The following is a 26584-nucleotide window of genomic DNA, read 5'->3' on the forward strand; positions in this document are numbered from 1 at the left end:
GGCGCCGTCTACTTGACGATGCCCTTGTCCTTCAGCCACGCCGCAGCGGCGTCCTTCGGGTTCTGCTTCTGGCTGCCGCTGACCGCCCGGTTGAGGTTGATCAGGTCGTCGGTGGTGAGCTGCTTGGAGACGGCGTTCAGCGCTTCCTTGGCCTTGTCCGTCATCTTCGCCTTGTTGTACAGGGGCAGGACCTGCTGGGCGATGAAGTTGTTCTTCGGGTCCTCCAGCACCACCAGGTCGTTGTCCGCGATGGCGGGGGTGGTGGTGTAGATGTCGGCTACCTGGACCTGGTCGGAGAGCAGTGCCTTGACCGTCAGGGGGCCGCCGCCGTCGCTGAACGGTTCCAGCTTCTTGGGCTCGCAGTTGTAGTTCTTCTTCAGGCCCGGGAGGCCGTAGGCGCGCTCGGCGAACGTCGCGGGGGCGCCGACGACGATCTCGTTGCAGACCTTGGCCAGGTCCTCGATGGACTTCAGCTTGTACTTCTCCGCGGTGGCCTTGGTGACCACCATGGCGTCCTTGTCCTCGGCCTTGGACGCGTCCAGCACGGCCAGGCCGTCGGGCAGCTTGCCGGGCAACGCCTTGGCGATGTCGTCCGCGGAGACCTCGGTGGCTTCCTTGTTTACGTACAGCAGGAGGTTGCCGGTGTAGTCCGGGACCACGTCCACCGAGCCGTCCTGGACGGCCTTGAAGTACACCTCGCGGGAGCCGATGTTCGGCTTGGTGGTGGCGGTGACGCCGGCCGCGTTCAGGGCACCGGCGTACAGTTCGGCGATGATCTGGCTCTCGGTGAAGTCGGCCGAGCCGATCACCAGGGATCCGCCGGCGCCGCCGGTGGAACCGCCGCTGGCTGGCGCAGAGGACAGCGGGTTGGACGAGCCGCCGCAGGCGGACAGCGCCAGGGCCAGGCCGACACCGGTGGCCAGGGCGCCGAATGCGCGCCTGCCGAGGGCTCGTTGGCGGTTTTCCTTCATGATGTACCTCCTTGAAGAACAGGCTCCGCGGTCGCGGGGTCTGTGAGATCAACCGTGGCCTGCTGGCCGCGGTTTGGTGTGCGGGCGGCGCCCCGGACGAGGAAGAGCCGCTGGAACAGGGCCAGGACGAGGTCGACGGCGATCGCCAGGACGGCGATCAGCAGCGAGCCGCCGAGCATTTGGGGGAAGTCGGAAAGCACCAGCCCGTCGAAGAGGTAGCGCCCCAGGCCGCCGAGGTTGATGTACGCGACCACCGAGACGGTGGCGATGACCTGCAGCACGCCGGTGCGGAACCCGCCGAACATGACGGGCAGGGCGTTGGGGAACTCGGCCCGGAACAGCACCTGAAGTTCGGTCATGCCCATCGCGCGGGCGGCGTCAACCACGTTTCGGTCCACGCTGGAGATGCCGGCATAGGTGCCGGCCAGCAGGGGCGGGACGGTCAGGATCACGAGGGCCCAGACCGGAGGCATCAGCCCGATTCCCGCCAGCAGGACAAAAAGCGTCAGCAGGCCCAGGGTGGGCAGGGCGCGCAGCGCGCCGGCGAGGGCGACGACGGCCACCCGGCCGCGTCCGGTGTGGCCGACGTACAGGCCCACGGGCACGGCGATGGCCACGGCGATCAGCATGACCAGGCCGGTGTATTGCAGGTGCTCGGCCAGGCGCACGGGAATCCCGGTGCTGCCGGACCAGTGGTCCGGGTCTGCCAGCCACGCGAAAGTATCGGAGAAGACGTTGCTCATGCGCTGGCCTCCACGGTGGCCGCGCTGCCGCGGGCTGTCCGCCCGGGGCCGTCCGGCTTCGCCCCGGCGGCGCGGGCCCAGGGGGTCAGGAGGCGTTCGAGCAGCACCAGGAGGGCGTCCATTACGAGCGCGAGGATGAGGATGGCGATGATGCCCACCATCACCTCGGTGACGAAGTCGCGCTGCAGGCCGGCCGTGAACAGCATGCCGAGGTTTCCGATGCCCAGCAGCGCCGCGACGCTGACCAGCGAGATGTTGCTGACCGAGACCACCCGAAGGCCGGCGAACATCACGGGCAGGGACAGCGGCAGGTCGATCTGCAGGAAACGGGCCAGCGGCTTGAAGCCCATGGCGACGGCGGCCTGCTGCAGGTCATCGTCCACCGAATCGAAGGCGTCGAGGGCGGCACGGACCAGGAGCGCCACCGCGTAGATAGTCAGCGCGACGATCACGTTGAGCGGGTCCAGGATCCTGGTGCCGATCACGGTGGGCAGAATGATGAACAGCGCGAGGGAGGGAATGGTGTAGAGCAGGGACGAGGCCGTGAGGACCACGGCCCGGAGGGTGCTGCTGCGTCGCGCCAGCTGGGCCAGCGGGATCGCGATCAGCAGGCCCAGGACCATCGGCACCACCGCGAGCACAAGGTGCTGGCCCGCGAGGGTGAAGACGGTTCCGCTGTTGGCCAGGAACCATTCCATCAGAGTCGTCCCTGCCTGGCCCGCCGGTCCGCGTCGATGACGGCGAGCACCTCGTCGGCCTTGAGAATCCCGGCGACACGGCCGTCGTCGTCGACGGCGACGCCCAGACCCGAGGGCGAGGACAGCGCCGAGTCCAGGGCGCGGCGGAGGGTCTCGCCCTTGCGGAAGAGGGAGCCGCCGGGGACAGTGGCCGCTCCTGCCCCGGGACCGCTCCAGCCCAGGGGACGGCCCTCGTCGTCGACCACCAGCTGCCAGTCTCCGGCGCCGTTACCGGCGCCGAGCTCGTGGATCCGGACGGTCTGCGCCGCGTGGATGCGGACGCCGTCGGACGGGCTGAAGGCTAGGTGCCGGAAACCGCGGTCCCGGCCCACGAAGGCCGCCACGAACTCGTTGGCGGGAGCGCGCAGGATTTCCTCCGGCGCGGCGTACTGGGCGAGCTTTCCACCGGTAGCGAAGACGGCAACCTTGTCACCCAGGACGGTGGCCTCGTCGATGTCGTGGGTGACGAACACGATGGTCTTGGCGAGGTCCCGCTGCAGGCGCAGGAGTTCCTTCTGCAGCTCGTCGCGGACCAGGGGGTCCACAGCGCTGAACGGCTCGTCCATGAGCAGCACGGGCGGGTCCGCGGCGAGCGCCCGGGCCACGCCGACGCGCTGCTGCTGGCCGCCGGAGAGCTGGGAGGGGTAGCGCTTCCCGAGGGTGGAGGCGAGCCCGACGACGTCGAGCAGCTCCTCGGCGCGCTTGCGGGACTCGGCCTTGGAGACGCCGTTGAGCCGCGGGACGGTGGCGATGTTGTCCAGGACCGTACGGTGTGGCATCAGTCCGGAAGACTGCATGACGTAGCCCATGGAGCGGCGCAGCTGGGGTGCGGGGACACTGGTGACGTCCCTGCCGTCCACGGTCAGGGTGCCCGAGGTGGGCTCCACCATCCGGTTGATCATCCGCAGGGAGGTGGTCTTGCCGCAGCCGGACGGGCCGACGAAAACCGTGATCGCGCCCTTGTCGATGGACATGCTCAGATCGTCAACGGCGGCCTGGCCGCCCTGATACTTCTTCGTGACGCTCTGGAACTCGATCATGGCCTCTGCCATTACGGGCTTACCTAACTGTTGGCGGCAACATGGGACGGTCCAGCCAACTGATCATATGCATGCTTATTTTTTACTGTAAAGCGAGTAGGAGCCCAGCGTAACGGGCGCCGCAGACAGGTTGATCAAACGAGTCGAAAAAGTGATCAAACCGTCCCACGGCGCCCGCGTCCCCGCGGCGGCGGCGGACCGCCTCCGCGGGGGCGGCGGACCGCCTCCGCGGGGCGAGCGAAACTCTCCCCGCGGAGTCTTCGGCACCGTTGCCCGGGCGGATGGGCGCACCTTTTCGTTAGCGGCCGCGCCGCCCGGCCTTGCCGCCGCTGCCGCCACCTCTGCTGCTGCCGGGTTCGCCGGAGCCGGCGGCCCGTTTGGCCCCGTACCCCTCTCCCAGGCGTTCCGCCGCCCGCTGGCCGCGGCTGGCCGCGGACACCTTCTGGTGCCATTCCCGCTGGTAGGCCCGCCGCGCGGCCGCGTCGTGCCGGCGGCCCAGGGCGGCGAGCTCGCGCTGCATCTTCTGGTAGCTGGCCCAGCGGCGGCCCTCCAGTGTGCCGTCGGCGAGTGCGGCCTGAATCGCGCAGCCCGGCTCGCGGTCGTGGGCGCAGTCGGCGAACCGGCAGCCGGCAAACAGCTCCTCGAGGTCGCCGAACATTTCGCCCATGCCGTCCTCGGCGTCGTAGAGGCCGAACCCGCGCACCCCCGGGGTGTCCATCAGGACGGCGCCGCCGGGCAGCGGCACCAGCTCGCGGACGGTGGTGGTGTGGCGGCCCTTGCCGTCACCGGCCCGGACGGGTCCGGTGTCCTGGACATCGGCCCCGGCGAGCGCGTTGATCAGCGTCGACTTCCCGGCTCCGGAGGGTCCCAGCAGCATGATGGTGCCTCCCGGGGGCAGGTGCGAGAGCAGTTCCTCCAGTCCGTCGCCCTGCTGCGCGGAGGTGGTGACCACCGCGGCGCCGGCGGCCTGGTGGAGGACGGTGGCGACGACGTCGTCCGCCACGCCCGCCAGGTCCGCCTTCGTGATGACCACCAGGGGTGTGGCGCCGGAATCCCAGGCGGCCACGAGGCTGCGCTCCAGGCGGTTGTGGGTGAGGGGCCGGTCCACCGGAACCACCACCCCTACGACGTCCATGTTGGCGCCAAGCACCTGGGCCTCCGAGGAAGCGTCGAAGGCCTGTTTGCGGGTCAGTGCCGTCCGGCGGGGCAGGACGTCGATGATGGCGGTCCCCCCCACGCTGTCGGGGCCGAGCCACACCCAGTCGCCGGTGGCGGGCAGGCCGCCGTTGCGGGGATAAGGGAGGTGGAGCGGACCGTCGTGGGCGGCGACCACGACGCGGGTGCGGTCGACGCGCGCCACGCGGCCGGCGCCGGTTCCTCCGGACACGGGATGTCCGGCAAACAGGTCCCGGACGGAATCGGTGAAACCGTAGGCTTCCGGGCCGCTGGGGCCGTGGTGATGATGAGATGGTGCAGAGTGAGCGTTCGAATGAGCGTTCAATGGGAACCCTTTGTACTGGGCCCCGGGACATGTCGCCCGCTGCGGTCGGAATGGACCGGTGGAAACCCGCCCGGCAGGAGGTGCCGGGGTCGGGTCAGGAAGCGCGGACGGCCGGGGCAGAACGTGTGCTGCGGCTGCTGGTGGTGCGCTGCGCGCACAGGTCCGTTGCAATCATCACGTTCACCTCCCCCGCAGTAGCTTTCGCGTTCCCCGCTGCCGTTCACGGCGCGGTGTCTTCAGGGTAGCCGCCCCCGCCGCCGCTGGCTAGGGACCGTTCGGAGAAAGCCTGCCGTCCACCGGCCGTTCCCGGTAGAGCCTCAACGCCACATCCACGAGCGAGACCCGGTTCAGTCCGGCGACCTCGGCCAGCGGGATCCACGCCGCGTGCGTGGTGCTGCCGCCGACCTCATGGCGCAACTCTCCCCCGGTGATCTCCGCTTCGTAGACGAGCCGGAGCGATTGGAAGTCCCGGTGGCCGCCGTCGAGCCGTGACTCGGCGGGCCAGTACCCGACGTCCACGCCCAGCAGGGCGCCGACGGCGGCGTCATAGCCGGTCTCCTCGAAGATTTCCCGCCGGCAGCCGTCCACGGGGTGTTCGGCCAGGTCCAATCCCCCGCCGGGCAGCGTCCAGCCCTCGCGGCCGCCCTGCTTCCAGTACGCGAGCAGAAGGTTGTCGTCGCGGATGACGACGCCGTAGGCGGCAGGGCGGGTGTCGAATGGCAGGGTCATCGTCCCAGCGTAACCGCGCACCGCCGGCCCTGCCGGATCCGGCGGCCGGGCCCTAGAGTTTGAGGGTGACCAACCTCGAAGTCCTGCCCCCCGAAGAAGTCTGCCCCGCCGCGCACAGCGTGGCTGGAACCGCCAGCGGTCCGTGCCTCCAGCTCTGGCCGGCCCGCGAGGTCCCGCTCGGCGGGGTCCGGGCCATGAACGTCTCCCGCACCCTCCCGCAGAGGGGCCTGCCGACCGTGGGCGCGTGGTGCTTCCTGGACAGCTTCGGCCCCGACCGCGTCGCCATGTCCGTGCTCCCGCACCCGCACACGGGACTGCAGACCGTCACGTGGCCGCTGGCGGGAACCATCCGGCACCGCGACAGCGTGGGCAGCGACGTGATCGTCCGGCCCGGGGAGCTCAACATCATGACGGCCGGATGGGGCGTCTCCCACTCCGAGTTCGCGGTGCTGCCCGGCGGCCCTGATGCCGAAATGCCGCTGCAGCGCGGCCTGCAGCTGTGGGTGGCGCTCCCGGACAGCGACCGGCACCGCGCCCCGGCGTTCGAACAGCACCGGGACCTGCCCGTGGTCCGCGGCGAGGGCTTCGCGGCGACCGTCATGGTGGGGAGCCTGGCCGGGACGACGTCGCCCGCCACCACCTTCACGCCGATCCTTGGGGCCGACATCAGCTGCGACGGACCGCTGGACCTGCCCCTGGACCCGGACTTCGAGCACGCCGTCCTGGTGCTCGACGGCAGCGTGGAACTCGACGGCCAGCAGGTGCCGCCCGGACCGCTGGGCTACCTCGGCACCGGCCGGGACCGGCTGCAACTGGTGGCCTCTCCCGGGACCCGGTTCGTGCTACTGGGCGGGGAACCGTTCGAGGAGGAACTGCTGATGTGGTGGAACTTCGTCGGCCGCAGCCACGAGGAGGTGGCACAGGCGAGGGAGGACTGGGAGGCGCAGGCCGGACTCACGGACGCCGACGCCGCGTCGGCCCGCTTCGGGCTGGTGCCCGGCCATGGACCCGACGCCGGCCCGGAAGCCGGGCGGATCCCCGCGCCGCCGCTGCCCGGGGTGCCGCTTCGTCCGCGCCGGCGGCACTGACCACGACGGCCGGTTGGCCGGGCCCGGGTAGGCCGGCTCAGTCCTGTTCGGCGACGAGCTGCAGGACCCCGAACACAGGCTCCTGCTGCAGCACCCGGACATCGGTGATCCCCTCGGCCGCGAGCGCGGTGCGGAAGGCGTCCTGCAGGCGCACCACGTTCATTCCCAACCCGCTGCCCAGAATCACGGGACCGGCGATGCCGAGCTGCCGGAGGGTCTGGGCGGCAAGGTCGGCCAGGTCGCGCCCGGCCTGTCCGATCAAGGCCTGGCTTGCGGGGTGCCCGGCGTCGGCGGCCTCGACCACCACACGCGCCTGCTGGGCCCAGAATCGCCGGCCCGTGGCCGGCGAGTGGAAGAGCGCAATGAGCTTGTTGGGGTGGTCCGTGCCGCAGGAGGCCAGCAGCGCCCGGGTCAGTTCGTCCGGTTCCAGTCCCTGGTTCATCCGGCGCAGGCTGTGCCGGACCGCTTCCCGGCCGAGCCAGTAGCCGCTGCCCTCGTCGCCGAGGAGGTAACCCCAGCCTCCGGCACGGGCCTCGGCGCCCTCGGCGTTGCGCCCCCAGGCGGCAGAACCGGTGCCGGCGATGACGGCCACCCCGGTGGCGGCTCCCCCGGCCGCCAGCAACAGCCGGGAGTCATGGACCACGGTGACCCGGGCGCCGGGGGCGTGTGGGGCGATCAGCGCGGCGAGCGCGGCGGCGTCCTCGTCCGTGTCGATGCCGCCGGCGCCGGCGTAGACGCGGGCGATGGTGCCGCCGCCGATGCGGGAGAACAGCTCCGCCAGGTTCCGGGCCGCCTCCTCGGGGGTGACGTTTTGAACGTTGGCGCTGCCGACGGACTCGTCGGCCACGGGGACGCCGGACTCGAAGCGGACACCGCGCGTCTTGGTTCCGCCGATGTCCAGGCCGATCACGGCCCCGTCGGGGCTCGGGACGGCGGCCGGGGGGACGGAGGGGGTGTCAGAATGGGTCACCGGACAAGCCTACTGACAACGGCCGCCGAAAATCCCGTCAGGAGTACCCATGCCGCACCCGATGTTTGGCACCAGCGTCATCGCCGCGCCGATGGCCGGCGGGACGTCGACCCCGTCCTTCGTCACCGCCGTGCACCGGGCCGGCGGGCTGGGCTTCCTCGCCGCCGGCTACAAGGACCCCGCCGCGATGGCGGCCGAGATCCGCTCCGTGCGGGCCACCGGCGCCCGGTTCGGGATGAACGTCTTCGTCCCCGACCCGGCCCAGCTGCCGCCGGGCCCCGCCGTGACGGCGGCGCTGGAGGCGTACCGGCAGGAGCTGATCCCCGAGGCGGATCGCTATGGCGTCGAGCTCCCGGCGCCGCGGCTGGACGATGACGACCGCTGGCAGGAGAAGATCGAGCTGCTGCTCGCCGACCCGGTGGAACTGGTCAGCTTCACCTTCGGCCTGCCTGGGGCGGACGTAGTGCGTCGCCTGCAGCGGGCGGGTTCCCTGGTGCTGGCCACCGTCACCGGCGTGGCCGAGGCGAGGCTGGCGGAGGAGCAGGGGGTGGACGCCTTGGTGGTGCAGCACTCCTGCGCCGGCGGGCACAGCGGGGCCTTCCTGCCGGGATCGCGTGGGACGTTGCAAAAGGACCCGGCGGAGGGAACGACGGCGGACCTGGTCCGGGCGGTCCGCGCCGCCGTCGGACTTCCCCTGGTGGCTGCCGGCGGCATCATGGATGCGGCCGGCGTGGCCGGCGTCCTCGCCGCGGGGGCCGGCGCCGCGCAGGTGGGGACGGCCCTGCTGCGCACAGAGGAGAGTGGAACCCGCCAGCTGCACAAGGATGCCTTGGCCAGCCCGCGCTTCACCGGAACGGCCATGACCCGGGCGTTCACGGGACGTGCCGCCCGGGCCCTGGTGAACGAGTTCGTCGCCGCGCACCCGGACGCGCCGGAGGCCTACCCCGCGGTCCATCACCTGACGGCGCCCCTGCGGGCGGCCGCGGCCGCCGCCGGGGATCCGGAACGGCTGAACCTGTGGGCGGGCACCGGATGGCGGCAGGCGCAGGCCGGGCCGGCCGCCGGGGTGCTGGCGCGGCTCCTGGGCTAGCCTCGCTCAACGCGCCGGCCGCAGCGTGCCGGCCGCCGGAGACGACCGTTTAGCGGCCGGAGCGGCCGCGGACGAAGCCCGCCAGCAGGGAGGGGCCCTCGCTGAGCACCAGCTCCCGGAACAGGCGCACCGGGTCCGGTTCGGCGTCCGCCCCGCCGCGCCGTTCCCGCCACGCGAGGCCGATCTCACGGAAGGCCAGCTCCGACTCCAGCGCCAGCTCCACCCAGCCCAGTTCGGGCGGCTGTCCGGGCTGCTGCCGGTCCGGGGACGGGCCCGCCGGCGGCAGGATGCTGACGCCAAGCCCGGCCGAGACCAGGCCCCGGGCCGTATGGGAGTCCTGACTTTCGAAGGCGATCCGCGGCCGGAAGCCGGCCTCCCGGAACAGGGCATCGGAGAGGGAGCGCAGCCCGTACCCGGGGCCCATCGCCACGAACGGTTCGGCCCGCAGTTCGGACAGCGGTACGCTGGCCCGGCCCGCCAGGCGGTGGCTGTGGTGGACCACCAGGCGCAGTGGTTCCCGGTAGAGGGCGGCAGAGGAGATCCCCCGGCTGGGGGCTGCGACGGGGGCGGTCAACGCCAGGTCGGCCTCTCCCGCGGCAAGCTCGGCCAGGCATCCCTCGCGGGAGCCCTGACTGAGCTGGAAGGCCGGCTGCGGGTGCCGCCGGTGGAAGGCGCTGATCAGCAGGGGCAGCATCGCCTCGCCGAAGGTGTGCTGAAAGGACACCGCGATCCTGCCGCGGACCACCTCCGATTCGTGCCGGACCACGTCCAGTCCCGCCTGGAACTGGGCCAGGGCCGCCTCGATGTGCGGCAGCAGCGCCTCCGCCGCAGGGGTGAGCCGGACTCCCCTGCCGTCGCGGAGCAGCAGCTCCGTGCCGATGAGGCGGCCGGCCCGCGCTATGCCGCGGCTGACCGTGGATTGCGGCAGGCCCAGGGCCTCGGCCGCCGCGGTGACGTGCCGGGTCCGGCCCAGCTCGGCCAGGACCGGCAGCAGCGGCAACAGCTGGACAAGGTGTTTGTGCTCCACATCCACGCGGGACCTCCTCGGCAGATGACCTCCCGACGGGCCGGGAGAAATGTTTCATTATGGATATGAATCTGATGGTAATGATGCATTGGAAGCATACCCGGCCGGCGTCTACGCTGGGCAGATGCCCCGCCACCCCGTCTCCAGCCCCGCCACCGGCCGGCCCTCCCCCGTGGCGCCGCCCGTCCCCGGCACTGAAGCCCCGGGGAACCACGGGCAACGGGACCCGCAGGCAGCGTGGGCCGGCCACCGCAAGGGCTCCGCGGGATACCGCAGGATTCTTGCCGGCCTGGCCTTCGCCGGCGTCGCCACTTTCGCGCAGCTGTATTCCACCCAGGCCGTCCTGCCGCTGATTGCGCGCGGAATGGAGGTCACCGCGGCGGAGGCCGCCCTGACGATCTCCCTGGCCACTGTCGGGCTGGCCCTCACGGTCCTGCCGTGGTCTTTTGTTGCGGACCGGGTGGGCCGGGTCCGGGCCATGGCCTGGGCGATCTCGGCGGCAACCGTGTTCGGCCTGCTGGCGCCGCTGGCGCCGACGTTCCCGGTGTTGCTCGCCCTGCGGGCACTGGAAGGTATGGCACTGGGCGGGATTCCGGCGATCGCGGTGGCCTACCTGAATGAGGAGATCACGAAGGCCCAGGCCGCGCTGGCCGCCGGGACCTACGTTGCCGGCACCACCCTGGGCGGGCTGGCGGGCCGGTTGCTCGCCGGACCCGTCGGCGAACTCTGGGGCTGGCGCGCCGCCGTCCTGTGCGTCTCCGCCATGGCCGCGGTGGCGGCGGTCCTGTTCCTGGTCCTGGTCCCGCCGGCCCGGAACTTCACCCCGTCCGCCGCCGGGGGCTTGCGCGGCGCGTTGGCCACCCTGGGACGCCATGGCCGGAACCCGCGGCTGCTGGCCATCTACCTGCAGGCCTTCCTGTTGATGGGCGGCTTCGTGGCCGTCTACAACTATTTGGGGTTCCGGCTCTCCGCAGAACCGTTCGGCCTGCCGGCCACCCTGATCAGCCTGATCTTCCTGGCCTATCTCTCGGGCACGGTTTCGGCCCGCTGGGCCGCCGGGCTGACCGCGAGGCATGGCCGGCGGAACGTCCTGATCGCCGGGACGGTGCTGATGGTGGGCGGCCTGGCACTGACGCTCACCGCTCAGCTGGTCCTGATCCTGGCCGGGCTCCTGATCTTCACCGGCGGTTTCTTCGCCGCCCACAGCATCGGCTCCGGCTGGACCGGGGTGATCGCCAGCGGCGGCCGGGCCCAGGCCGCCTCGCTCTACAACCTCGCGTATTACCTGGGCTCCAGCGTCCTGGGCTGGGCGGGGGGCCTGCTGTTCCAGTCGCTGGGCTGGACGGCGCTGGCCCTGGGGGTGATGGCGCTGGCGGCGACGACGGCGGCCGTCACCGCCGTCGTCCATCCTGCCGGGGCGCCCGGCGCCGCGCAGGCCTAGCGCGTGGCTTCCAGGGCCTGAACCAGGTCCGCGATGATGTCCGCCGGGTCCTCGAGCCCCACCGAGACCCGCAACAGCCCGGCATGCGGCTTCGCCTCGGCCGCAACGGGCCGGTGTGTCAGGCCGGCGGGATGCTGGATGAGGGAGTCGATGCCGCCCAGGGAAACGGCGTGGGTGAGCAGCCTCACGGCCCCGGGAAGCCGCCCGGCATGGTCCGGGCTGCCCAGCTCGAAGGCCAACAGCGATCCCGGGCCGGCCATCTGGGTCCCCACCAGGCCCTGCGGATCGCAGTCCGGCAGCCCCGGGTAGTAGACGCGGCGGACCAGCCCGTGGCCGGCCAGGGCGACGGCCACCTTGTGGGCGCCGGCCTGTTGGGCCCGGACCCGGACCGGCAGGGTGGCCAGGCCGCGGTGCAGTAGGTAGGCCGGCCAGGGCGTCAGGATTCCGCCGGTGATGGCCCGCACCCGCCGCAGCCGGGCGGTCCACTCGCCGCCGGCCGCAATGACCCCGCCCATCGCGTCCCCGTGGCCGCCGATGAATTTGGTGGCACTGTGCAGCACCATGGCCGCTCCGTGGCGTGCCGGCTGCTGCAGCACCGGGGTGGCGAAGGTGTTGTCCACCAGCACCGGGATCCCGTCGGCGGCGGCCACGACGGCGGCGATGTCCACCAGGTCCAGGCTGGGGTTCGCCGGCGTTTCCAGGATCACTAGGCCGGTGTCCGGCCGCAGCGCACCGCGCACGCCGCCGGCCGTGGTGAAGGTGACCTCGGTGCCCAGCGCGCCGGAGGCCAGCAGGTGGTCGCTGCCGCCGTAGAGCGGCCGGACCGCAACGATGTGCTTCCTCCCCGTCGCCACGACGGCCAGCAGTGCGGCACTCAGCGCCGCCATGCCGCTGGCGAAGCCCACGGCCTCCGGCATCGCCTCGAGCAGGGCCACGCCTTCTTCGAAGCGTGCCACCGTCGGATTCCAGAGCCGCTGGTAGACCGTGCTTTGGCCTTCCTGCGGGGTGCCGCCCGTGGCCAGATGCTCGTAGGCGAGGCCGCCGTCGTGGACGGAGGGAAGCGGGGCGGTGGTGGACAGGTCGATCGGGACGGCATGCAGGCCCTGGTCCGTGAGGCCCTGGCGGCCGGCGTGGACGGCCTGGGAGTCGAAGGAAAGCACGATTCTCCTTGTGAATATTCGCCATTGAATAGGGAAAGTATCCGGCAGATATTCGGAAGGAGACAGGTGTTTCGAATGGAACCGGCGGATATGGCCGCCTAAGATGAACCTAAACCACATGGAGGAGGACCCGTGAGCAGTGCTGCGAAGAATGTTCGGACCGGAGCGGGGGCCGGCGAACCGCTGGACGCTATCGACGAGCGTCTGCTGGCAGCGCTGGTGGCGGACGCCCGCATCTCCAACAAGCAGCTGGCCGAGCTGGTGGGCATCGCGCCCTCCACCGCCCTGATGCGCACCCGGGCGCTCTCCGACCGCGGCATCATCCAGGGCTTTGAGGCCAAACTCAGCCTCCCAGCCGTCGGCCGGTCGGTGCAGGCCCTGATCGCGGTGCGCCTGCGGGCCCACGACCGCGAACAAATCGACCGGTTCACCGCCCGCGTGCCCAAGCTCCCCGCCGTGCTCTCGACCTTCCACACCTCCGGCTCGGTGGACTACCTGCTGCACATTGCCGTGGCCACCACGGAGGACCTGCGTGACTGGGTGCTGGACAACCTGGCCACGGACCCGGTGGTGGGCCACACGGAAACCACTCTGGTCTTCGACCACATCCAGGGCAACCACGGGCCGCTGCCGGACTGAGGCGAGGGACCTTCGGCGCCCGCGGACCCGAGGGACTAGGCGCGCAGCGCCTGCCGCAGCGACACCGCCGCGAGAACCACGCCCAGCGCGGCGCAGAGCACCACGAAGCCGGCCACCGCGGTCTGCAGCCCGACGGCGCCCGCGGCCAGGCCGAGCCCGATCACCGGGAAGGCGCTGCCGAGGTAGGTGATCACGTACACCGTGCTGATGATCTGCGCGTGGCGGGCCGCCTCGACCTTGCCGGCGACGGTGTTGAAGACGGTCCGGAACGCCACGCCCTGACCCAGGCCCGCGGTGACGCTGGCCGCGACCAGCAACCCGGTGCTGCTCCAGGCGGCAGCGGCGGCGATCAGCAGCACCGAGACGGAGAGCAGCACGAGCCCCGCCGGGACCACGAACCGTCCCCGCACGGCGAGCAGCTGGCTCAGGGCGGACGCGGCGAGGGTGAGCCCGGCCAGGACCCCGATCAGCGGACGCGAGTCGGCGTGGACGATCTGCGCGAAATAGCCCGGGGCCAGGGAGAGGCAGAAGCCGAACACAGCGAAGCTGAGGAAGCCCACCGACGAGGCGAGCCAGAAGGCGCCCCGTGCCTCGCTGGAGACGGACGGCCTGCGCGGGGCGAGGACCTTCAGCGGCTGCTGCCCGGCGGTGGAGGTGATCGCGGGGCGGGCCTTGAGCAGGTACAGCGGGACCAGGAGCGCCGCCAGGACCAGCGAGTGGAGGTAGTACGGCGTCGACGTCGGACCCGGGAACACCGAGAGCAGCCCGCCGATCGCCGGCCCGGCCGCCACCCCGCCGGCCGAGGCGAGCAGCGTGAAGCGGGAGGCCCATTCGGGCCGGCTGGGCAGCAATTCCCGCAGCGCCGCGGAGCTCGCCCCGGTGGCCAGGGCCACCGCGGCGCCCTGCAGGGCGCGGCCCGCGCAGAGCGCCGCCAGGCTGTCGGCCGAGGCAAAGACCAGTCCGCCGGCCAGTCCCGTCAGGACCGCCAGCACCAGGGCAGCACGCCGGCCGATGTGATCGGACCAGTGCCCCGCAAGGATCAGGGTGGCCACGAGGGCCAGGACGTAGGCGGAGAACGCCACCGTCACGTCCAGCGCCGAGATGCCCAGCCGGGCCTGCAGCAGCGGGTAGAGCGGGGTCGCGAGATTGGCTCCCACCAGGAGCGTGAAGATGACGACGCCGGCCATCACCAGCCGGGCGGTGACGGAGGCATCCCAACCCCAGCGGGCGGCGGTGGCCGGGCGCATGCGGAGTTCGCTGAAGACGGTCATGACGGTGTCCCTGCACATCGGGGTGCCGCGGGCGTTCCCGGTGGGGAGGCTACGGACCCGGTAAAGAAATGGATGCCTCCAGAATGCGGCACGCATGATCTTTCACATCGCTTTTCATGCCAAGATTGATCAAAACCATCAATGATGCCCCGCACGGATGAACCGGAGTGATGATTTGAACAGCCTCGACCCCACCGACCTGCGGATCCTGCTGGAACTGGTCAAGGATCCCCGGGTCCAGATCGGCGAACTCAGCGACGCCCTGGGCATCGCGCGGAACACGGCGCAGACCCGGGTCCGGCGGATGCTGCGTTCGGGGATCCTGCACGACGGCGGCCGCGAGATCGACCTCGAGGCGGTGGGGTACGACGTCGTCGCGTTCGTCACGATCGAGGTGAACCACCGGGAGCTCGACGGCGTGGTCGCCGGGCTGCGCCTCATCCCCCAGGTCCTGGAGGTGCACGAAATCTCCGGCCGGGGCGACGTCTGGTGCCGGCTGGTGGCCACGGACACGCACAATCTCCAGACTGCCCTGCGCTCCATCCTGCGGATCAAGGGCGTCATCCGGACCGAGACGGTGCTCGCCCTGCACACCCACATCCCCTACCGCACCGAGCCGCTGATCAGCCGGCTGGCTCAGGGCGCCGCCGGAACCGCTGCGCGGCCAGCGCGCCGGGCCGTTGCGGCCGGTGACGGCACCGACGCTGGATAATGGCCCGGTGACTATCATCGACAACGCCGTCTACGTGGACGGCGTCCGCCGGGCCGAGCCCGAGAGCCTGGAACAGACCTTCGAGACCCTGAATCGCCACGGGGGCATGGCGTGGATCGGCCTCTACCGTCCCACCACCGAGGAAATGGCCGCCGTCGCCGCCGAATTCGGGCTGCACGGCCTCGCCGTGGAGGACGCCGTCTCCGCCCACCAGCGCCCGAAGCTGGAACGCTATGACGACAACCTCTTCACCGTGCTCCGGCCCGCCCGCTACCTGGACGACTCCGAGACCGTGGAGTTCGGCGAGCTGCACGTCTTCACCGGCCGCAACTTCGTGGTGACGGTGCGGCACGCCGAGACCGCCGGCGTCGGCCAGGTGCGGCGCCGCCTGGAGCTGCGCCCGGACCTGCTCTGCCACGGGCCCGAGGCCGTGCTCTACGCGCTGATGGACCAGGTTGTGGACGACTACGGGCCGGTGGTTGCCGGGCTGGAAAACGACATCGACGAGATCGAGGACCAGCTCTTCAGCGGCGACCCCCTGGTCTCCCGGCGCATCTATGAGCTCGCCCGCGAGGTGATCCACTTCCAGCGGGCCATCCATCCGCTGCCGGCCATGATGCAGCACCTGCGCAGCGGCTTCGAGAAGTACCGCGTGGATTCGGAACTGCAGCACAATCTCCGCGATGTCGAGGACCACGTGGAGCGGCTGATTTCCCGCGCGGACTCCTTCCGGGACCTGCTGCAGAACGCGCTGACCCTGGACGGCACGCTGACCGCCAACCGCCAGAATGAGGCGAGCGCCGAGCAGAACGAGCAGGTCAAGAAGATCTCCTCCTGGGCCGCGATCTTCTTCGCCCCGTCCTTCGTGGCCGGGGTGTACGGCATGAACTTCGAGAACATGCCGGAGTTGCACTGGGCGTTCGGGTATCCGATGGCGATCGGCCTGATGGCCGCCACGGCGACGCTGATGTACGCCATCTTCAAGCGGAAGGGCTGGCTCTGACCGGAGCCCGCTGACGCCGGCACCCGCTCACGGGCGGGCCTTCCCCACCGCCCCGTGTCCCGCGGGCCCCGTGTACTCTGGCCGCATGAGCGCGCGGCGGGAGCGGTTCCGGCACATCGTGGAGACCCTGGGCAGGCACGGGCTGGGATTCGCGGTGGGCGGGCTGCACCTGGAGCGGTTGCATCTTCCCGGCCGGCCCGGAGGGTTGCCCGGCGCCCGGATGCCTGCCCCGGAGCGGGTGCGCCTGGCCCTGGAGGAACTCGGGACGGTGTTCATCAAGTTCGGCCAGATCGTCTCCACCCGGACCGACATCCTGCCCCCGGACTACGCCGCGGAGCTCGCCACCCTGCAGGACGCCTCCCCCGCCATCCCGGCCGAACAAATCCGCGACGTCATCGCCGAGGAGCTCGGGCCGGCCGCGCACCAACTGCTGGCCGGGCTGCGGGACACACCGCTCGCCACCGGTTCCATCGGGCAGGCCCACGAGGCAACACTCGCCGGCGGGGGCGCGGCCGACGGCGGCGTCTTGGCCGACGTCGTGGTCAAGGTGCGCCGGCCCGGCGTCGTCGAGGAGGTCAATGAAGACCTGGAAATCATGGCCGAACTGGCCAAACGTGCCGAACAGGCATCCTCGGCCGTGGCCGGCTGGCGGGTCGCGGCCCTGGTGGACGAGTTCGCCCAGACCCTCCGGGCGGAACTGGACTACCTGCAGGAGGCGCGCAACGCCGAGCAGTTCGCGGCCAACTTCGCCGGTGACCCGCGCGTGCACATCCCCCGGGTCTTCTGGGACGCCACCACCACGCGGGTGCTGACCCTGGAGCGGCTGCGCGGCATCAAGATCAGCGACGTCGGCGGGCTGCGGGCGGCCGGGATCGACACCGGGGACCTCGCCGTCCGCGCCTGCACCGTGCTCCTGAAGATGGTCTTCGAAGACGGGTTCTTCCACGCCGACCCGCACCCGGGAAACTTCTTCGTCGAACCCGACGGCAGGCTGGGGATCATCGATTTCGGCATGGTGGGCAAGATCGACGACGGCGCCCGGTGGAACCTGGTGCGGGTACTGCTGGCGGTTGTGGACAAGGACCCCCGGAGCCTGACCACCGCGGTGGTGCGGCTCTGCGGCGGCGCCGACGGCGACTATGGCACCCTGCAGGCGGCGTTGGGCCGGCTGTTGGACCGCTACGCCGACCGGCCACTGGCGGAGGTGCCGCTGGTACCGGTCCTGGCCGAGCTGGCGGGGCTGCTGCGGACCAGCCGGCTCCGCCTGCCGCGGGAGACGGCCCTGATGGTCAAGATGCTGGTCATGGCCGACGGGCTGGGCAAACAGCTGGACGCCGGCTTCGAGCTGACCGAACAGCTGGGGCCCTTCACCCGCGGTGTGGTGCTCTCCTCTCTCACCCCGGAGGCGGTGGCTGAGCGGCTGAAGAAGCTCGGGTGGGAGGCCCTGAGGTTCGGCATCGAGGCACCGGAACTGGCCCGGAGGCTGCTGGAGGTGCTGGAGCGCGGCGGGGTGGACGTGCATTTCCGGGCCGGGGAACTCCAGGCGCTGATGGACCGGGCGGAGAAGACCGGCAACCGGATCGTCGCGGGCCTGATCGTCGCTGCGCTGATCGGCGCCGTCGGGGAACTGGTGTCCTTCCAGCCGGACCGGTGGAAACGGTGGCCCAAGGCCCTGTTCACCGCCGGGCTGGGCGGTGTTGGTGCCCTCGGCGGCTATCTGGCGATCGGCTCGCGGCCGCACCGGCGGCGCGGGACCGGCTAGGGCCGCCTGCTTCAATCCAGCTGGTTGTCCGCGACTGCCTCAGGGCGTGGGGCGTCGGTGCCGTGCCTGCGCCACCAGCCGGCCAAAGGCTAGGACGAACACCGCCTCGATCGCCGCCATCAGCGCGAGCCAGAGCCACTCACGGTGGCCGATGAAATAGACTACGCCCGCCCCCACCAGGATGCTGCCAAGGACCAGCGCGTACACCGCGAAGCCTACGGCCACCTTCGCGCTGCGCACTCCTGTGCGGAAACCGAAGCCGTTGGGCTCGCCGCCCGGCTGTCCGCGCACACGGTCCTCCCGGGCCGGGCCAAGCCGGTCGAATTCCTCCCACGGATCGGGGCCATGTTCCGGAGGTAGGTCCGGACGTTGGTCCGGAGGTTGTTCCGCCATTGCCCCATTTTAGTCGGCGCCGTAAGCCGCCGCAGGTCAGGCGGCGCGCTGCTCCACCTGGCCGGGGGCGGCGCCGTCGGCCCCGAAGACCAGCAGCCGGGTGGCAATTTTCTCCGTGAAGAACCGGTCGTGGCTGACCACCACGACGGCGCCCGGGAAGTGCAGCAGGGCCCGTTCCATCACCTGGGTACTCGAGAGGTCCAGGTGGTTGGTGGGTTCGTCGAGGAGCAGCACGGACGCCCCCGAGAGCAGGCACTGGGCCATGGCGACGCGGGCCTTCTGGCCGCCGGAGAGGTTGCCGATCTCTTGCTTGAGATCCGCCTCGGAGAACTGGAACATCGCGAGGAAGCGGTTGACCGACTTCCTGGTGGCGGTCAGGGCCAGGCTGTCCGGGAGGGCGTTGACGGCGTGCGAGACGGTGTCGCCGTCGTCGAGCGCCGCCAGCATGGCGTTGTAGGAGACGTACCCCGGACCCTTGGCCCAGGCGACCGTGCCGGCGTCGGGGGCCTCCTCGCCGGTGAGGACTCGCAGGAGGGTGGATTTGCCGCTGCCGTTGGCGCCCAGGACGGCGATCCGGTTGCCCTTGCGGATCTCGAAGCCCAGGTCCGTGAACAGCGTCCGGCCGTCGTAGGACTTTTCCAGCCCCTCGACCCGGCAGAGGACGTCCTTGACGTGCAGGCCGCCGTAGATCTCGGTGACGATCTGGTCCACCGGCCGGGGGGTTCGCGACTTCTTGATCTTGGCCAGCTTGTTCTCCAGGCCCCGGCTGGCGGCCTTGGCGGCCTCACGCCGGTCGGCAATTCCCTCCGCTTCGAAGGCGAGCAGCTCGGCTTCGTGGACGAACTGCTGTTCCAGGGTCTTGAGCCGGAACTGCTTCTGGACCACGTATTCGGCGAAGTTCCCCGGATACTCGTGCAGGTGGTAGTTCTCCACTTCGACGATCCGCGTGACCACGGCGTCCAGGAACATGCGGTCGTGCGAGACGATGACGGCGGCGCCTTTGAAGTCGCGGAACCAGTTCTCCAGCCACTGCACCCCGGCGACGTCGAGGAAGTTGGTCGGCTCGTCCAGCAGCAGCACGTCCGGGCTTTCGAGCAGGATCTTCGCCAGCGCGGCCCGGTTGCGCCAGCCGCCGGACAGCTCGTCGATGGCGCAGTGCCGGTGGGCGTCCTCGAAGCCGAGGGTGGTCAGCACGGTGTCGATCCGGCGCGGGTAGTCCCACCCGTCCAGCCGTTCCATCTCCTCGAAGAGCGCGGCCTGCCGGGTGATCAGGCGGTCCAGTTCCCCGGCACCGGGGTCGGCGGCGATGGCGGCGTCGATCCCGGCAAGTTCCGCCTCGACGGCCTTCACCGTGCCGAACAGTCCGTTGAGGACCTCCGTGATGGTGGAGGCACCGTTGAGTTCGGAGAACTGGGAGAAGTAGCCCACGCGGACGCCGGGATCGACGCTGACCGTTCCGGTCTCCGGGGCGACCTGGTCCAGGACTAGCTTCAGGACTGTGGTCTTGCCGGAGCCGTTCTTGCCGATCAGCCCCACCCGGTCGCCGGGCTCGAGCCGGAAGAAGACCTCACGGAGGACCGGAGTGTTCTCGAAGCGGACGCTGACGTCGTTCAGGCGGATCAGGCTCATGGGGGTCCTTTCGGGGCGCCCGTGCCCGACGGCGGACCGTACGGTGGGCGGCCCGGCCGCTGTGGGAAGCGGGAGTGGAAGTCCGGGTGGCGCAGGGAACCCGTGGTTTCCAGAATATCCCGGCATGCGAAGAGCCCCGCACCGCGGTTGCGGGACGGGGCTCTTGGGGTATGGGGCTCTTCGGGTGTGCGGTCCGTTAGCGGCCGGACTTGCCATGGCCGGCCGCGGGAGCGGCTGCCGGGGCCGGCGCGGGAGCCGGGTCGTGCTCGGCTTCGTGGGCCGGGCCGTTGCCGTAGCTGGGGACGGCGGGGGTGGCCGCGTGCTCGTCGCGGTGCTGTTCGGCTTTGGCCTGGCCGGCGGCACGGTGCGCTTCGGCGTTCGCGTGGGCCCAGGCGCTGTTGCCCGCCTCAGCCGGAGTGGATTTCTCCGGTTCGCTGTCCTTCGTTTCCGTGGACTCGCCCGGTTCCGTGGCCTCGCCGGTTTCGGTCGGGGCAGCGGACGGGGTATCGGTGGCTGAGGGGGCCGGGGCGGGCTCCGTCGGTTCCGCGGTCTCGGTCGGCTCCGCGGATGCGGTAGCGGTCGGTGCCGGTTCCGTGGGCTCGGCGGTCTCAGTGGGGGCGGCCGTCGGGAAGTCGGTGGCGGTCGCCGTGGCGGTGACGGTCGGCGTCGGATCCGCGGTGATCTCGCTGACCGTGGCGGCCATCGCCGCCCCCGCTCCGCCGGTGACGACGACGGCGGCCACGGCTGTTGCCTTGCCTGCGGTGCCCAGGGCGCCGAGCCACGTGAAAATTCCTGCCAAGGGGTGTTCCTTCCAGAGTTCCAAAGAGGTGTCCGGCAGGCCCTGTCACCAAGCCAACCGGGGAAAACATTACTCAGACGGAGACGGCGCGACGGCGGGGAACGGGATTCCTGCGGATTTCTTGGGGATAAACAGTGGTGCGGGGCGTACCGGCGGGCTCAGGGACCCCGGGGCGCGAACATGATAACGGCCACGCCCGCCAGGCAGACCACGGACCCGATGACGTCCCAGCGGTCCGGCCGGAATCCGTCCACCGCCATGCCCCAGGCCAGGGACCCTGCCACGAAGACGCCTCCGTAGGCGGCCAGGATCCGGCCGAAGTGGGCGTCCGGCTGAAGTGTCGCGACGAAGCCGTAGAGCCCGAGGGCGACGATCCCGATCCCGGCCCACCACCAGGCGCGGCCCTCGCGGACGGCCTGCCAGATCATCCAGGCCCCGCCGATTTCGGCCACGGCGGCCAGGGCAAAGAGCAGGACGGTGCGCGCAATGGTCATGCCACCATCTTTGCGCACCCCGGCCCTTGTCCGCGGCGGCGTCGGCGGGTATGAGGGAAGCATGCAGACCGGACAGGGGCTCCTTGAGGGGCGGGTAGCGGTGGTGACCGGGTCCTCCCGAGGCCTGGGCTTTGCGATGGCGGGGCTGCTGGGCGCCGAGGGGGCCGCCGTCGTCCTCGCGTCCCGGTCGGCCGCCGACGCCGAGGCGGCCGCCACCCGGCTCCGGGCAGCGGGAATCACGGCGTTGGGGCTGGGCTGCGACACTGCGGAGCTGGCCGACGTCGAGTCCCTGCGCGACGAGGCCCTGCGCCTCGGCGGGCTGGACATCTGGGTAAATAACGCCGGCGTCTCGGGTGTGTACGGGCCGACGGCGTCCACGCCGGTGGACGACTTCACGCGGGTGGTCCGGACCAACATCCTGGGCACCTTCCACGGTTCCCGGGTGGCGCTGCCGGTGATGCTCGGGCAGGGCCACGGTGACCTGGTGAACCTCTACGGCCAGGGCGACGGCGGGCCGGTGCCGCTGCAGAACGCGTATGCCTCCAGCAAACGGTGGGTGCGACAGTTCACCGAGACCCTGCGCCGGGAAACGCGCGGCACCGGCGTGCGGGTCCACGGCATGAATCCCGGCCTGGTGGAAACGGACCTCCTGCGGCGCATCCGGGCCCAGTCAGGCTACGAGAAGCGCCTTTCGGCCCTGCAGGTGGTGGTGGGGCTGTGGGGGCGGGCCCCGGAGGCCGCCGCGAAACCCCTGCTGGGCCTGGTCACGTCGGATGCGGCGGCGTACCGGGACCTCACCCCGGCCCGGCTGGTGTCCCGGGGCGCCCGAAACGTCCTGGCCGGCCGGCTCCGCAGGAGTCACCGAATGCCGCTGGATATCACCGTGGTGGAACCGGAACGCTGACCGGCGGAAGCACCGGCGCCGTGGCGGCTACCTGATGGTCAGCGCCGGGTTGACGGGCGCCTTTGCGGAGTTGACCTGCAACCCGACCGTGACCTTTTGCCCGGCGGCGAGCTTCGCCGTCCAGTCCGAGCCGGTGCAGGTGACGGACGTCTTCGGGAACACCGTGCACTTCATCCCCCAGGAGTTGGCAACCGAGGTCACCGTGGGGTCGTTCCAGGACACGGACCACGACGGCGCCGCGCGCAGCGCCGTAAGGTCCAGGTTCGCCACGTAGCCGCCGGGCCAGGAACTGGTCAACCGCCAGGTGGCCGACAGGGCATCCCCGCTGGCCGGTCCCGGGCTCGCGCTCGGCGAGGGCGACGGCAACGGGCTGGTGCTCGGTGCCGGTGCGGGAGCCGTGGGCGCGCCCGTCGGCGTCGGGGTGGGCGAGGGAGACGTCGTCGGCGTAGGCGCGGGCGACGTCGTCGGCGTCGGCGTTGGGGACGTGCCCGGGGCGTTGGTCAGAATCGGGGCCAGCGCATCCAGCTTGGCGCGTTCCGGCGTGCGCCAGTCGGACTGGACCAGACCGCCTGTACCGGCCGAGTTGGGGTTGAAGGACCAGTAGGCAAAGGACATGCCGTTGGCCTGGAGGTAGCTGACAATCGAGGCCATCCACGCCTTGTCGGAGGCGGTGGCCAGGGCGGTGCCGAACTCCCCCAGCAACACCGGAGCGATTCCCTTCTTCTGCAGGTATCCCCAGTTGCGGTCCCAGACGGCGGGAAGGTTGGCCGGGTAGGCGGGGTCGCTGAACCATTTCTGGGCAAACATGGACGCCGGGTAGTCGTGCGGCGAATACACCACCCGGTGCGGCACGGCGAGGGACACCGGCTTCGCGCCGGCGTCCGCCAGGCCACCACCCCACCAGGTGCCTCCCGCGGTCGCCTGGTTCTCGATTCCCTCGACGAGGATCAGGAGGTTCGGGTTGGCGGCCAGGACGGCGTTGCCTCCCCGGGTCGCCGCCGCCTGCCAGTCGGTCGCGGCGGGTCCGCCCCAGGTGGCGGATCCCGCGGGCTCGTTGTGCAGGTCGGCCCCGATCACGGTCGGATCGTTCCTGTAACGGACCGCCAGCATCTGCCAGTCCGAGATCCACCGGGACTCGGGGACGGCGGCGGTGTACCAGAGGGGCGACTGGCTTGCCGAGGAAGGGCGGTGCCGGTCCAAGATGACCTGCAGGCCGTTGGCCTTGGCCCGGGCGATGACCGTGTCCATCACATCCAGCGGGCGTTTGCCCTCCAGGTTGTAGGCCCGGTTGGCCCAATAGTTGACGCTGCCCTTGATGGTTGTGGCGGCCAGGCACTCGTTGGAGAACGGAAGCCGGACGGTGTTGAACCCCATGGATTTTATGTTGGCCAGGGCTTCGTCGATGGTCAGGGTGCCCCAGAGTCCGTGCGGGACGCAGTCGGGGGTCTCGAGCCCGAACCAGGAGGCCGCCTTGATGATGTACGGGGCGTTGTTCGAGTCCCGGATGGTGCCGCCGTCGGTGTGCAGCCATCCCGTGGCCGCGGGCGTGGTGTCCGCGAGCCGCTCAAGGCCGGCGCCGGGCGCCGCGGTCCCGGCGCAGGCCGCCACCGCCAGCAGGGCGGCGACTCCCGCGGCGACGACACCCAGCGTCCGGGCCCGACGACGGCGGGCAGGGCTCTGTTTGGTGGGGCGGCCTGATGACACATGTCCTCCAAGATTCCGGGCCAGGCAGGCCCACTGAGCCTCACCGTACCCAGCCCGGCCGCCGCTCCTTTGGCGACGCTCTGGGGTGGGCGGAATATTTTCCTGGTCTTCGGCCCGCGTCCGACGGCGACGAACTCCCGCGGCGCACGTGGCCGGGGCTGGGGTTTGGCTGGGACTTGGCCCCGGATGCGGCGCTCCTACTTGCGCGATAGATGCTAAGCAGGCTTAGGATAGGGACATGGCCGTATCGAGCGGCCGCCAACCAGAGGAGGAAACACCATGGGACTGGGCGACAAGATCGAGAACGCTGCCGAGAAGATGACCGGCAAGGGTAAGGAAGCCGCCGGCGACGCGACGGGCAACGACCGCCTCCGCGCCGAGGGCCAGGCCGACCAGGCCAAGGGCGACCTCAAGCAGGCCGGCGAGAAGGTCAAGGACGCCTTCAAGAAGGACTGATCCTGGACAACTGCCAAGGGCGCTTCCCGTGACGGGAGGCGCCCTTTGCTGTGCCACCCCACTTCCCGGGAGTCACCCCGGTGCACGCCCGGAACCGGCGGATCCTAGAACTTGCCGTACTTGGCCCGTGCCATCGAATACACCCCGTAGCAGACCAGACCGGCCGCGGTCGCGGCGAGCAACACCACGCCAAACGGCTGGGACCCCAGGGTCTTGAGGCCGCCGTCCAGGCCTGAGGACTTGGAGGGGTCCGCCGTCGCCGCCGCCACGATGATGAGGATGCCGACCACGCCCAACACGACGCCCTTGGCGGCGTAGCCGATGGTGCCGAGCCACTCCACGGCGGTGCGGGGGTTCCCGGGAACGCTGAGGTCCTCCATGAACTTCCGGGTGACACCCCGGTAGACGTAGTAGGCCCCGCCGCCGATGATCGCTGCCCCGATAACGATCAGCAAGAGGACGCCGGCGGGTGCGGCCAGAATCTTGGCGGTGAAGTCGCTGGCCGACTGGCTCGAGCTCTTGGAACCGCCGGCGGCGAAGACGGCAAAGGTGATGGCCAGGAAGCCGAAGATGACGGCCTTTCCGGCCGCCGACGCCGTTTCCTTGACCTTGTCCTTCGCCTCACCCTGCGCGCGGCCGGCGACGACGGCCTCACTCACCATCCACACGGCCAAGGCCGCGCAGGCGGCGAACCCCACCCACAATAGGATGGCTCCGCCCGGCTTGGACGCCAGGGAGCCGATTGCCCCGGACTGGTCCGCCTCGCCGCCCTGCCCGCGGTCAATCTGGAGGGCGATGGCACCGATCAGGATATGGACCAGGCCGATGAAGACGTAGCCCGCCCGGGCGAGGTTCCGGAGTACCGGTCCCCTGGCAGCGGAGCTGGCCTCCGAGACGGCCCGGTTGGCTTTTTGCGAGGCTTCACCCACGGCGGGATCCTTCACTGGAGCGGCAGAAGTGGTCCGCCCAGCATAGCCAGCGTGAAGGCCGAGGGGAATGATGGGGCCGCGCGGGGAACCGGCGGCGGGAGGCAATGTGGAGCTAAGGAGATTCGAACTCCTGACCTCTTCGATGCGAACGAAGCGCTCTACCAACTGAGCTATAGCCCCGTGACAACGCCGCTCCCGAAAGGGAACGGCGCCACCAAACGTTCTTAGGCTACAAAGTATCTGCCCGCAACGCCAACCGACGCACCGGCGCGGGCACCAACCTCACCCGGAAAAGCCAAAAAGCCCCGGATTCACCGTGGTGGTGGATCCGGGGCTTCCTGGGTGGACTCAGGCTCGGCGCCGCTGGAGGACGTCGTCGAGGTTGCTCAGTGCGCTCTGGCCCTTGCCCTGGGGTTTGGACTCGGCAGCCTCCTCGGCGCCGCGCACGGAGGCCTGCTTCAGCGACGGCTTGCCGACGGCCTTCGGTGCGGCGGGGAGGTCGAGGGGTTCCGGGGCCGCACGTTCGGCCTTGGGGGCCTCGACGTAGGTCGGCTTGGGCACCTGGACCGGTTCCCAGCTGGCGCCCTCGGGGGACGCCGGGTCGCCGACCTGGTGGACGGAGGTGTCACCGGACGCGGCTGCCTCGGCCAGGGCAGCCTGCCGCAGCTCGGCGACGGTCAGCGTGACGGGACGGACCCGCGCGCCGTCGGCTTCGGCGTCGAACAGGGGGCTCTCCTTTGCCGGAGCGTCGGAGGGGACGGCAGTGGGCTGCTCGGCAGGCGCGGGCCGCGCCGGGCGGGGCGGGGCCATGGCCGACCGGAACGCGCGCTCAACTTTGCGGCGACGGTCACGCACGGCGAGGGAACGAAGGAGTACGACGGCGGCGACCGCGGCCAGCAGGGTCAGGACCGGCAACCAGCCGGAGCCCAGACCGAAGAGGCGGAGCACGCCGGACACGACACCGGTCAGGAGGGACACCACCGCCAGCAACGCCAGCGCCAGGCGGCCGTACCGGATGCGGAACGCGGAGTTTGCCGGAAGGCTCGAGGGCCGGGCGGACTTCATCGACGCCGGGGCGGACGCCGAGTCCGGCGTCGAAGGGGCGGAGGCGGGGCGCTGCGTACTGGTCATCGGTTTCTCCTGCGGTGACGTCATGGCCACGACGTTTCCGGCTTGGGGGTCGGCTCGTTCCACGTCCGCGGCGTCCATCAGGAAGTCTCCAGCCGGCCGAAGCTGGCGGCTGTTCCGGAGCATGTAGGGAGCCACCCATACGATCCAGAGCGCAACAGCGACGACAAGGATCACTGAGCTGCTGAGAGGGAAGTCCACACTCAAAACCGTAAGAGCTTGAGGGCGTGGCGGACCGCATTAGCGGCGGTGTGTCGCGGCGCG

At 70.8% G+C, this 26584-nt stretch carries 26 protein-coding genes and 1 tRNA gene; 9 read left to right on the forward strand and 18 right to left on the reverse strand.

Annotated features, from left to right (window positions below; translation table 11 throughout):
* Positions 1-8 precede the first annotated feature (8 nt).
* From QWJ39_RS00870 to QWJ39_RS00895, 6 genes are all read right to left on the reverse strand, one after another.
* Positions 9-971: an ABC transporter substrate-binding protein gene (locus tag QWJ39_RS00870; protein ID WP_290255816.1), complete on the reverse strand. Its 963-nt coding sequence runs from the start codon at positions 969-971 to the stop codon at positions 9-11.
* Entirely contained in the window at positions 968-1714 is a 747-nt protein-coding gene (locus tag QWJ39_RS00875; protein ID WP_290255817.1) for an ABC transporter permease, read from the reverse strand. The genes QWJ39_RS00870 and QWJ39_RS00875 overlap by 4 nt, the downstream gene beginning before the upstream one ends.
* Positions 1711-2412 carry an ABC transporter permease gene (locus QWJ39_RS00880; RefSeq protein WP_290255818.1) on the reverse strand — a complete coding sequence of 234 codons (702 nt, stop codon included), beginning with the start codon at positions 2410-2412 and terminating at the stop codon, positions 1711-1713. The genes QWJ39_RS00875 and QWJ39_RS00880 overlap by 4 nt, the downstream gene beginning before the upstream one ends.
* Entirely contained in the window at positions 2412-3503 is a 1092-nt protein-coding gene (locus QWJ39_RS00885) for an ABC transporter ATP-binding protein (RefSeq protein ID WP_290255819.1), read from the reverse strand. The genes QWJ39_RS00880 and QWJ39_RS00885 overlap by 1 nt, the downstream gene beginning before the upstream one ends.
* A 286-nt stretch (positions 3504-3789) precedes the next feature.
* On the reverse strand, positions 3790-4896 hold the full coding sequence (gene rsgA, locus QWJ39_RS00890; RefSeq protein WP_290256470.1) for a ribosome small subunit-dependent GTPase A: 1107 nt from the start codon (positions 4894-4896) through the stop codon (positions 3790-3792).
* Positions 4897-5256: 360 nt separating this feature from the next.
* Positions 5257-5721, reverse strand: coding sequence for an NUDIX hydrolase (locus QWJ39_RS00895; RefSeq protein WP_290255820.1), 465 nt, complete (start codon positions 5719-5721; stop codon positions 5257-5259).
* A gap of 65 nt (positions 5722-5786) precedes the next feature.
* On the opposite strand from QWJ39_RS00895, the gene QWJ39_RS00900 reads away from it, so the two are divergent.
* A complete protein-coding gene (locus QWJ39_RS00900) occupies positions 5787-6809 on the forward strand; it encodes a pirin family protein (protein ID WP_290255821.1) in 1023 nt (340 codons plus the stop codon).
* A 37-nt stretch (positions 6810-6846) separates the two neighbouring features.
* Here the strand turns inward: QWJ39_RS00900 and QWJ39_RS00905 are convergent, their stop codons facing one another.
* Entirely contained in the window at positions 6847-7779 is a 933-nt protein-coding gene (locus QWJ39_RS00905; RefSeq protein WP_290255822.1) for a BadF/BadG/BcrA/BcrD ATPase family protein, read from the reverse strand.
* Between the two features lie 49 nt (positions 7780-7828).
* On the opposite strand from QWJ39_RS00905, the gene QWJ39_RS00910 reads away from it, so the two are divergent.
* Positions 7829-8869 (forward strand): nitronate monooxygenase, encoded by a 1041-nt coding sequence (locus tag QWJ39_RS00910; RefSeq protein ID WP_290255823.1) that lies wholly within the window; start codon positions 7829-7831, stop codon positions 8867-8869.
* Positions 8870-8918: 49 nt separating this feature from the next.
* Here the strand turns inward: QWJ39_RS00910 and QWJ39_RS00915 are convergent, their stop codons facing one another.
* Complete coding sequence (locus QWJ39_RS00915) at positions 8919-9902, reverse strand: LysR family transcriptional regulator (RefSeq protein WP_290255824.1); 984 nt, start codon at positions 9900-9902, stop codon at positions 8919-8921.
* A gap of 118 nt (positions 9903-10020) precedes the next feature.
* Here QWJ39_RS00915 and QWJ39_RS00920 point away from each other — a divergent pair, with 118 nt between their 5' ends.
* Complete coding sequence (locus tag QWJ39_RS00920; protein WP_290255825.1) at positions 10021-11337, forward strand: MFS transporter; 1317 nt, start codon at positions 10021-10023, stop codon at positions 11335-11337.
* Here the strand turns inward: QWJ39_RS00920 and QWJ39_RS00925 are convergent.
* Positions 11334-12497 (reverse strand): PLP-dependent aspartate aminotransferase family protein, encoded by a 1164-nt coding sequence (locus QWJ39_RS00925; RefSeq protein WP_290255826.1) that lies wholly within the window; start codon positions 12495-12497, stop codon positions 11334-11336. The two genes, QWJ39_RS00920 and QWJ39_RS00925, sit on opposite strands and share 4 nt — an antisense overlap.
* A 132-nt stretch (positions 12498-12629) precedes the next feature.
* On the opposite strand from QWJ39_RS00925, the gene QWJ39_RS00930 reads away from it, so the two are divergent.
* Positions 12630-13136, forward strand: a complete 507-nt coding sequence (locus QWJ39_RS00930) for an Lrp/AsnC family transcriptional regulator (RefSeq protein ID WP_290255827.1) — start codon at positions 12630-12632, stop codon at positions 13134-13136.
* Positions 13137-13171: 35 nt separating this feature from the next.
* Here the strand turns inward: QWJ39_RS00930 and QWJ39_RS00935 are convergent, their stop codons facing one another.
* Positions 13172-14407, reverse strand: a complete 1236-nt coding sequence (locus tag QWJ39_RS00935) for an MFS transporter (protein WP_290255828.1) — start codon at positions 14405-14407, stop codon at positions 13172-13174.
* 175 nt (positions 14408-14582) lie between these two features.
* Here QWJ39_RS00935 and QWJ39_RS00940 point away from each other — a divergent pair, with 175 nt between their 5' ends.
* From QWJ39_RS00940 to QWJ39_RS00950, 3 genes are all read left to right on the forward strand, one after another.
* The gene (locus QWJ39_RS00940; RefSeq protein WP_290255829.1) at positions 14583-15119 is read left to right on the forward strand and encodes an Lrp/AsnC family transcriptional regulator; all 537 of its coding nucleotides are present in this window, start codon (positions 14583-14585) and stop codon (positions 15117-15119) included.
* Between the two features lie 7 nt (positions 15120-15126).
* Complete coding sequence (gene corA / locus QWJ39_RS00945; RefSeq protein ID WP_290255830.1) at positions 15127-16122, forward strand: magnesium/cobalt transporter CorA; 996 nt, start codon at positions 15127-15129, stop codon at positions 16120-16122.
* Positions 16123-16207: 85 nt separating this feature from the next.
* A complete protein-coding gene (locus QWJ39_RS00950) occupies positions 16208-17884 on the forward strand; it encodes an AarF/UbiB family protein (protein WP_290255831.1) in 1677 nt (558 codons plus the stop codon).
* A gap of 39 nt (positions 17885-17923) precedes the next feature.
* On the opposite strand, the gene QWJ39_RS00955 is transcribed toward QWJ39_RS00950, so the two are convergent.
* The 4 genes from QWJ39_RS00955 to QWJ39_RS00970 form a co-directional block, all read right to left on the reverse strand.
* Positions 17924-18277: a hypothetical protein gene (locus QWJ39_RS00955; RefSeq protein WP_290255832.1), complete on the reverse strand. Its 354-nt coding sequence runs from the start codon at positions 18275-18277 to the stop codon at positions 17924-17926.
* Positions 18278-18313: 36 nt separating this feature from the next.
* Positions 18314-19906: an ABC-F family ATP-binding cassette domain-containing protein gene (locus QWJ39_RS00960; RefSeq protein WP_290255833.1), complete on the reverse strand. Its 1593-nt coding sequence runs from the start codon at positions 19904-19906 to the stop codon at positions 18314-18316.
* A gap of 196 nt (positions 19907-20102) precedes the next feature.
* Entirely contained in the window at positions 20103-20705 is a 603-nt protein-coding gene (locus tag QWJ39_RS00965; RefSeq protein WP_290255834.1) for a hypothetical protein, read from the reverse strand.
* A gap of 158 nt (positions 20706-20863) precedes the next feature.
* Positions 20864-21199, reverse strand: coding sequence for a YnfA family protein (locus QWJ39_RS00970; protein WP_290255835.1), 336 nt, complete (start codon positions 21197-21199; stop codon positions 20864-20866).
* Between the two features lie 61 nt (positions 21200-21260).
* On the opposite strand from QWJ39_RS00970, the gene QWJ39_RS00975 reads away from it, so the two are divergent.
* Complete coding sequence (locus tag QWJ39_RS00975) at positions 21261-22103, forward strand: SDR family NAD(P)-dependent oxidoreductase (RefSeq protein ID WP_290255836.1); 843 nt, start codon at positions 21261-21263, stop codon at positions 22101-22103.
* 27 nt (positions 22104-22130) lie between these two features.
* Here QWJ39_RS00975 and QWJ39_RS00980 read toward each other — a convergent pair whose 3' ends face one another.
* The gene (locus tag QWJ39_RS00980) at positions 22131-23807 is read right to left on the reverse strand and encodes a cellulase family glycosylhydrolase (protein WP_290255837.1); all 1677 of its coding nucleotides are present in this window, start codon (positions 23805-23807) and stop codon (positions 22131-22133) included.
* Positions 23808-24086: 279 nt separating this feature from the next.
* Between QWJ39_RS00980 and QWJ39_RS00985 the strand changes: the two genes are divergently transcribed.
* Positions 24087-24263, forward strand: a complete 177-nt coding sequence (locus QWJ39_RS00985; RefSeq protein ID WP_290255838.1) for a CsbD family protein — start codon at positions 24087-24089, stop codon at positions 24261-24263.
* A 104-nt stretch (positions 24264-24367) separates the two neighbouring features.
* On the opposite strand, the gene QWJ39_RS00990 is transcribed toward QWJ39_RS00985, so the two are convergent.
* The 3 genes from QWJ39_RS00990 to QWJ39_RS01000 all read right to left on the reverse strand — a co-directional run bounded on the left by QWJ39_RS00990 (position 24368) and on the right by QWJ39_RS01000 (position 26521).
* Positions 24368-25192, reverse strand: a complete 825-nt coding sequence (locus QWJ39_RS00990) for a DUF1206 domain-containing protein (RefSeq protein WP_290255839.1) — start codon at positions 25190-25192, stop codon at positions 24368-24370.
* Between the two features lie 107 nt (positions 25193-25299).
* Positions 25300-25372 (reverse strand) — tRNA-Ala (locus QWJ39_RS00995).
* Between the two features lie 168 nt (positions 25373-25540).
* Entirely contained in the window at positions 25541-26521 is a 981-nt protein-coding gene (locus QWJ39_RS01000; protein WP_290255840.1) for a hypothetical protein, read from the reverse strand.
* Positions 26522-26584 lie beyond the last annotated feature (63 nt).

It is taken from the genome of Arthrobacter sp. YD4 (assembly GCF_030410515.1).
Lineage (GTDB): Bacteria > Actinomycetota > Actinomycetes > Actinomycetales > Micrococcaceae > Arthrobacter.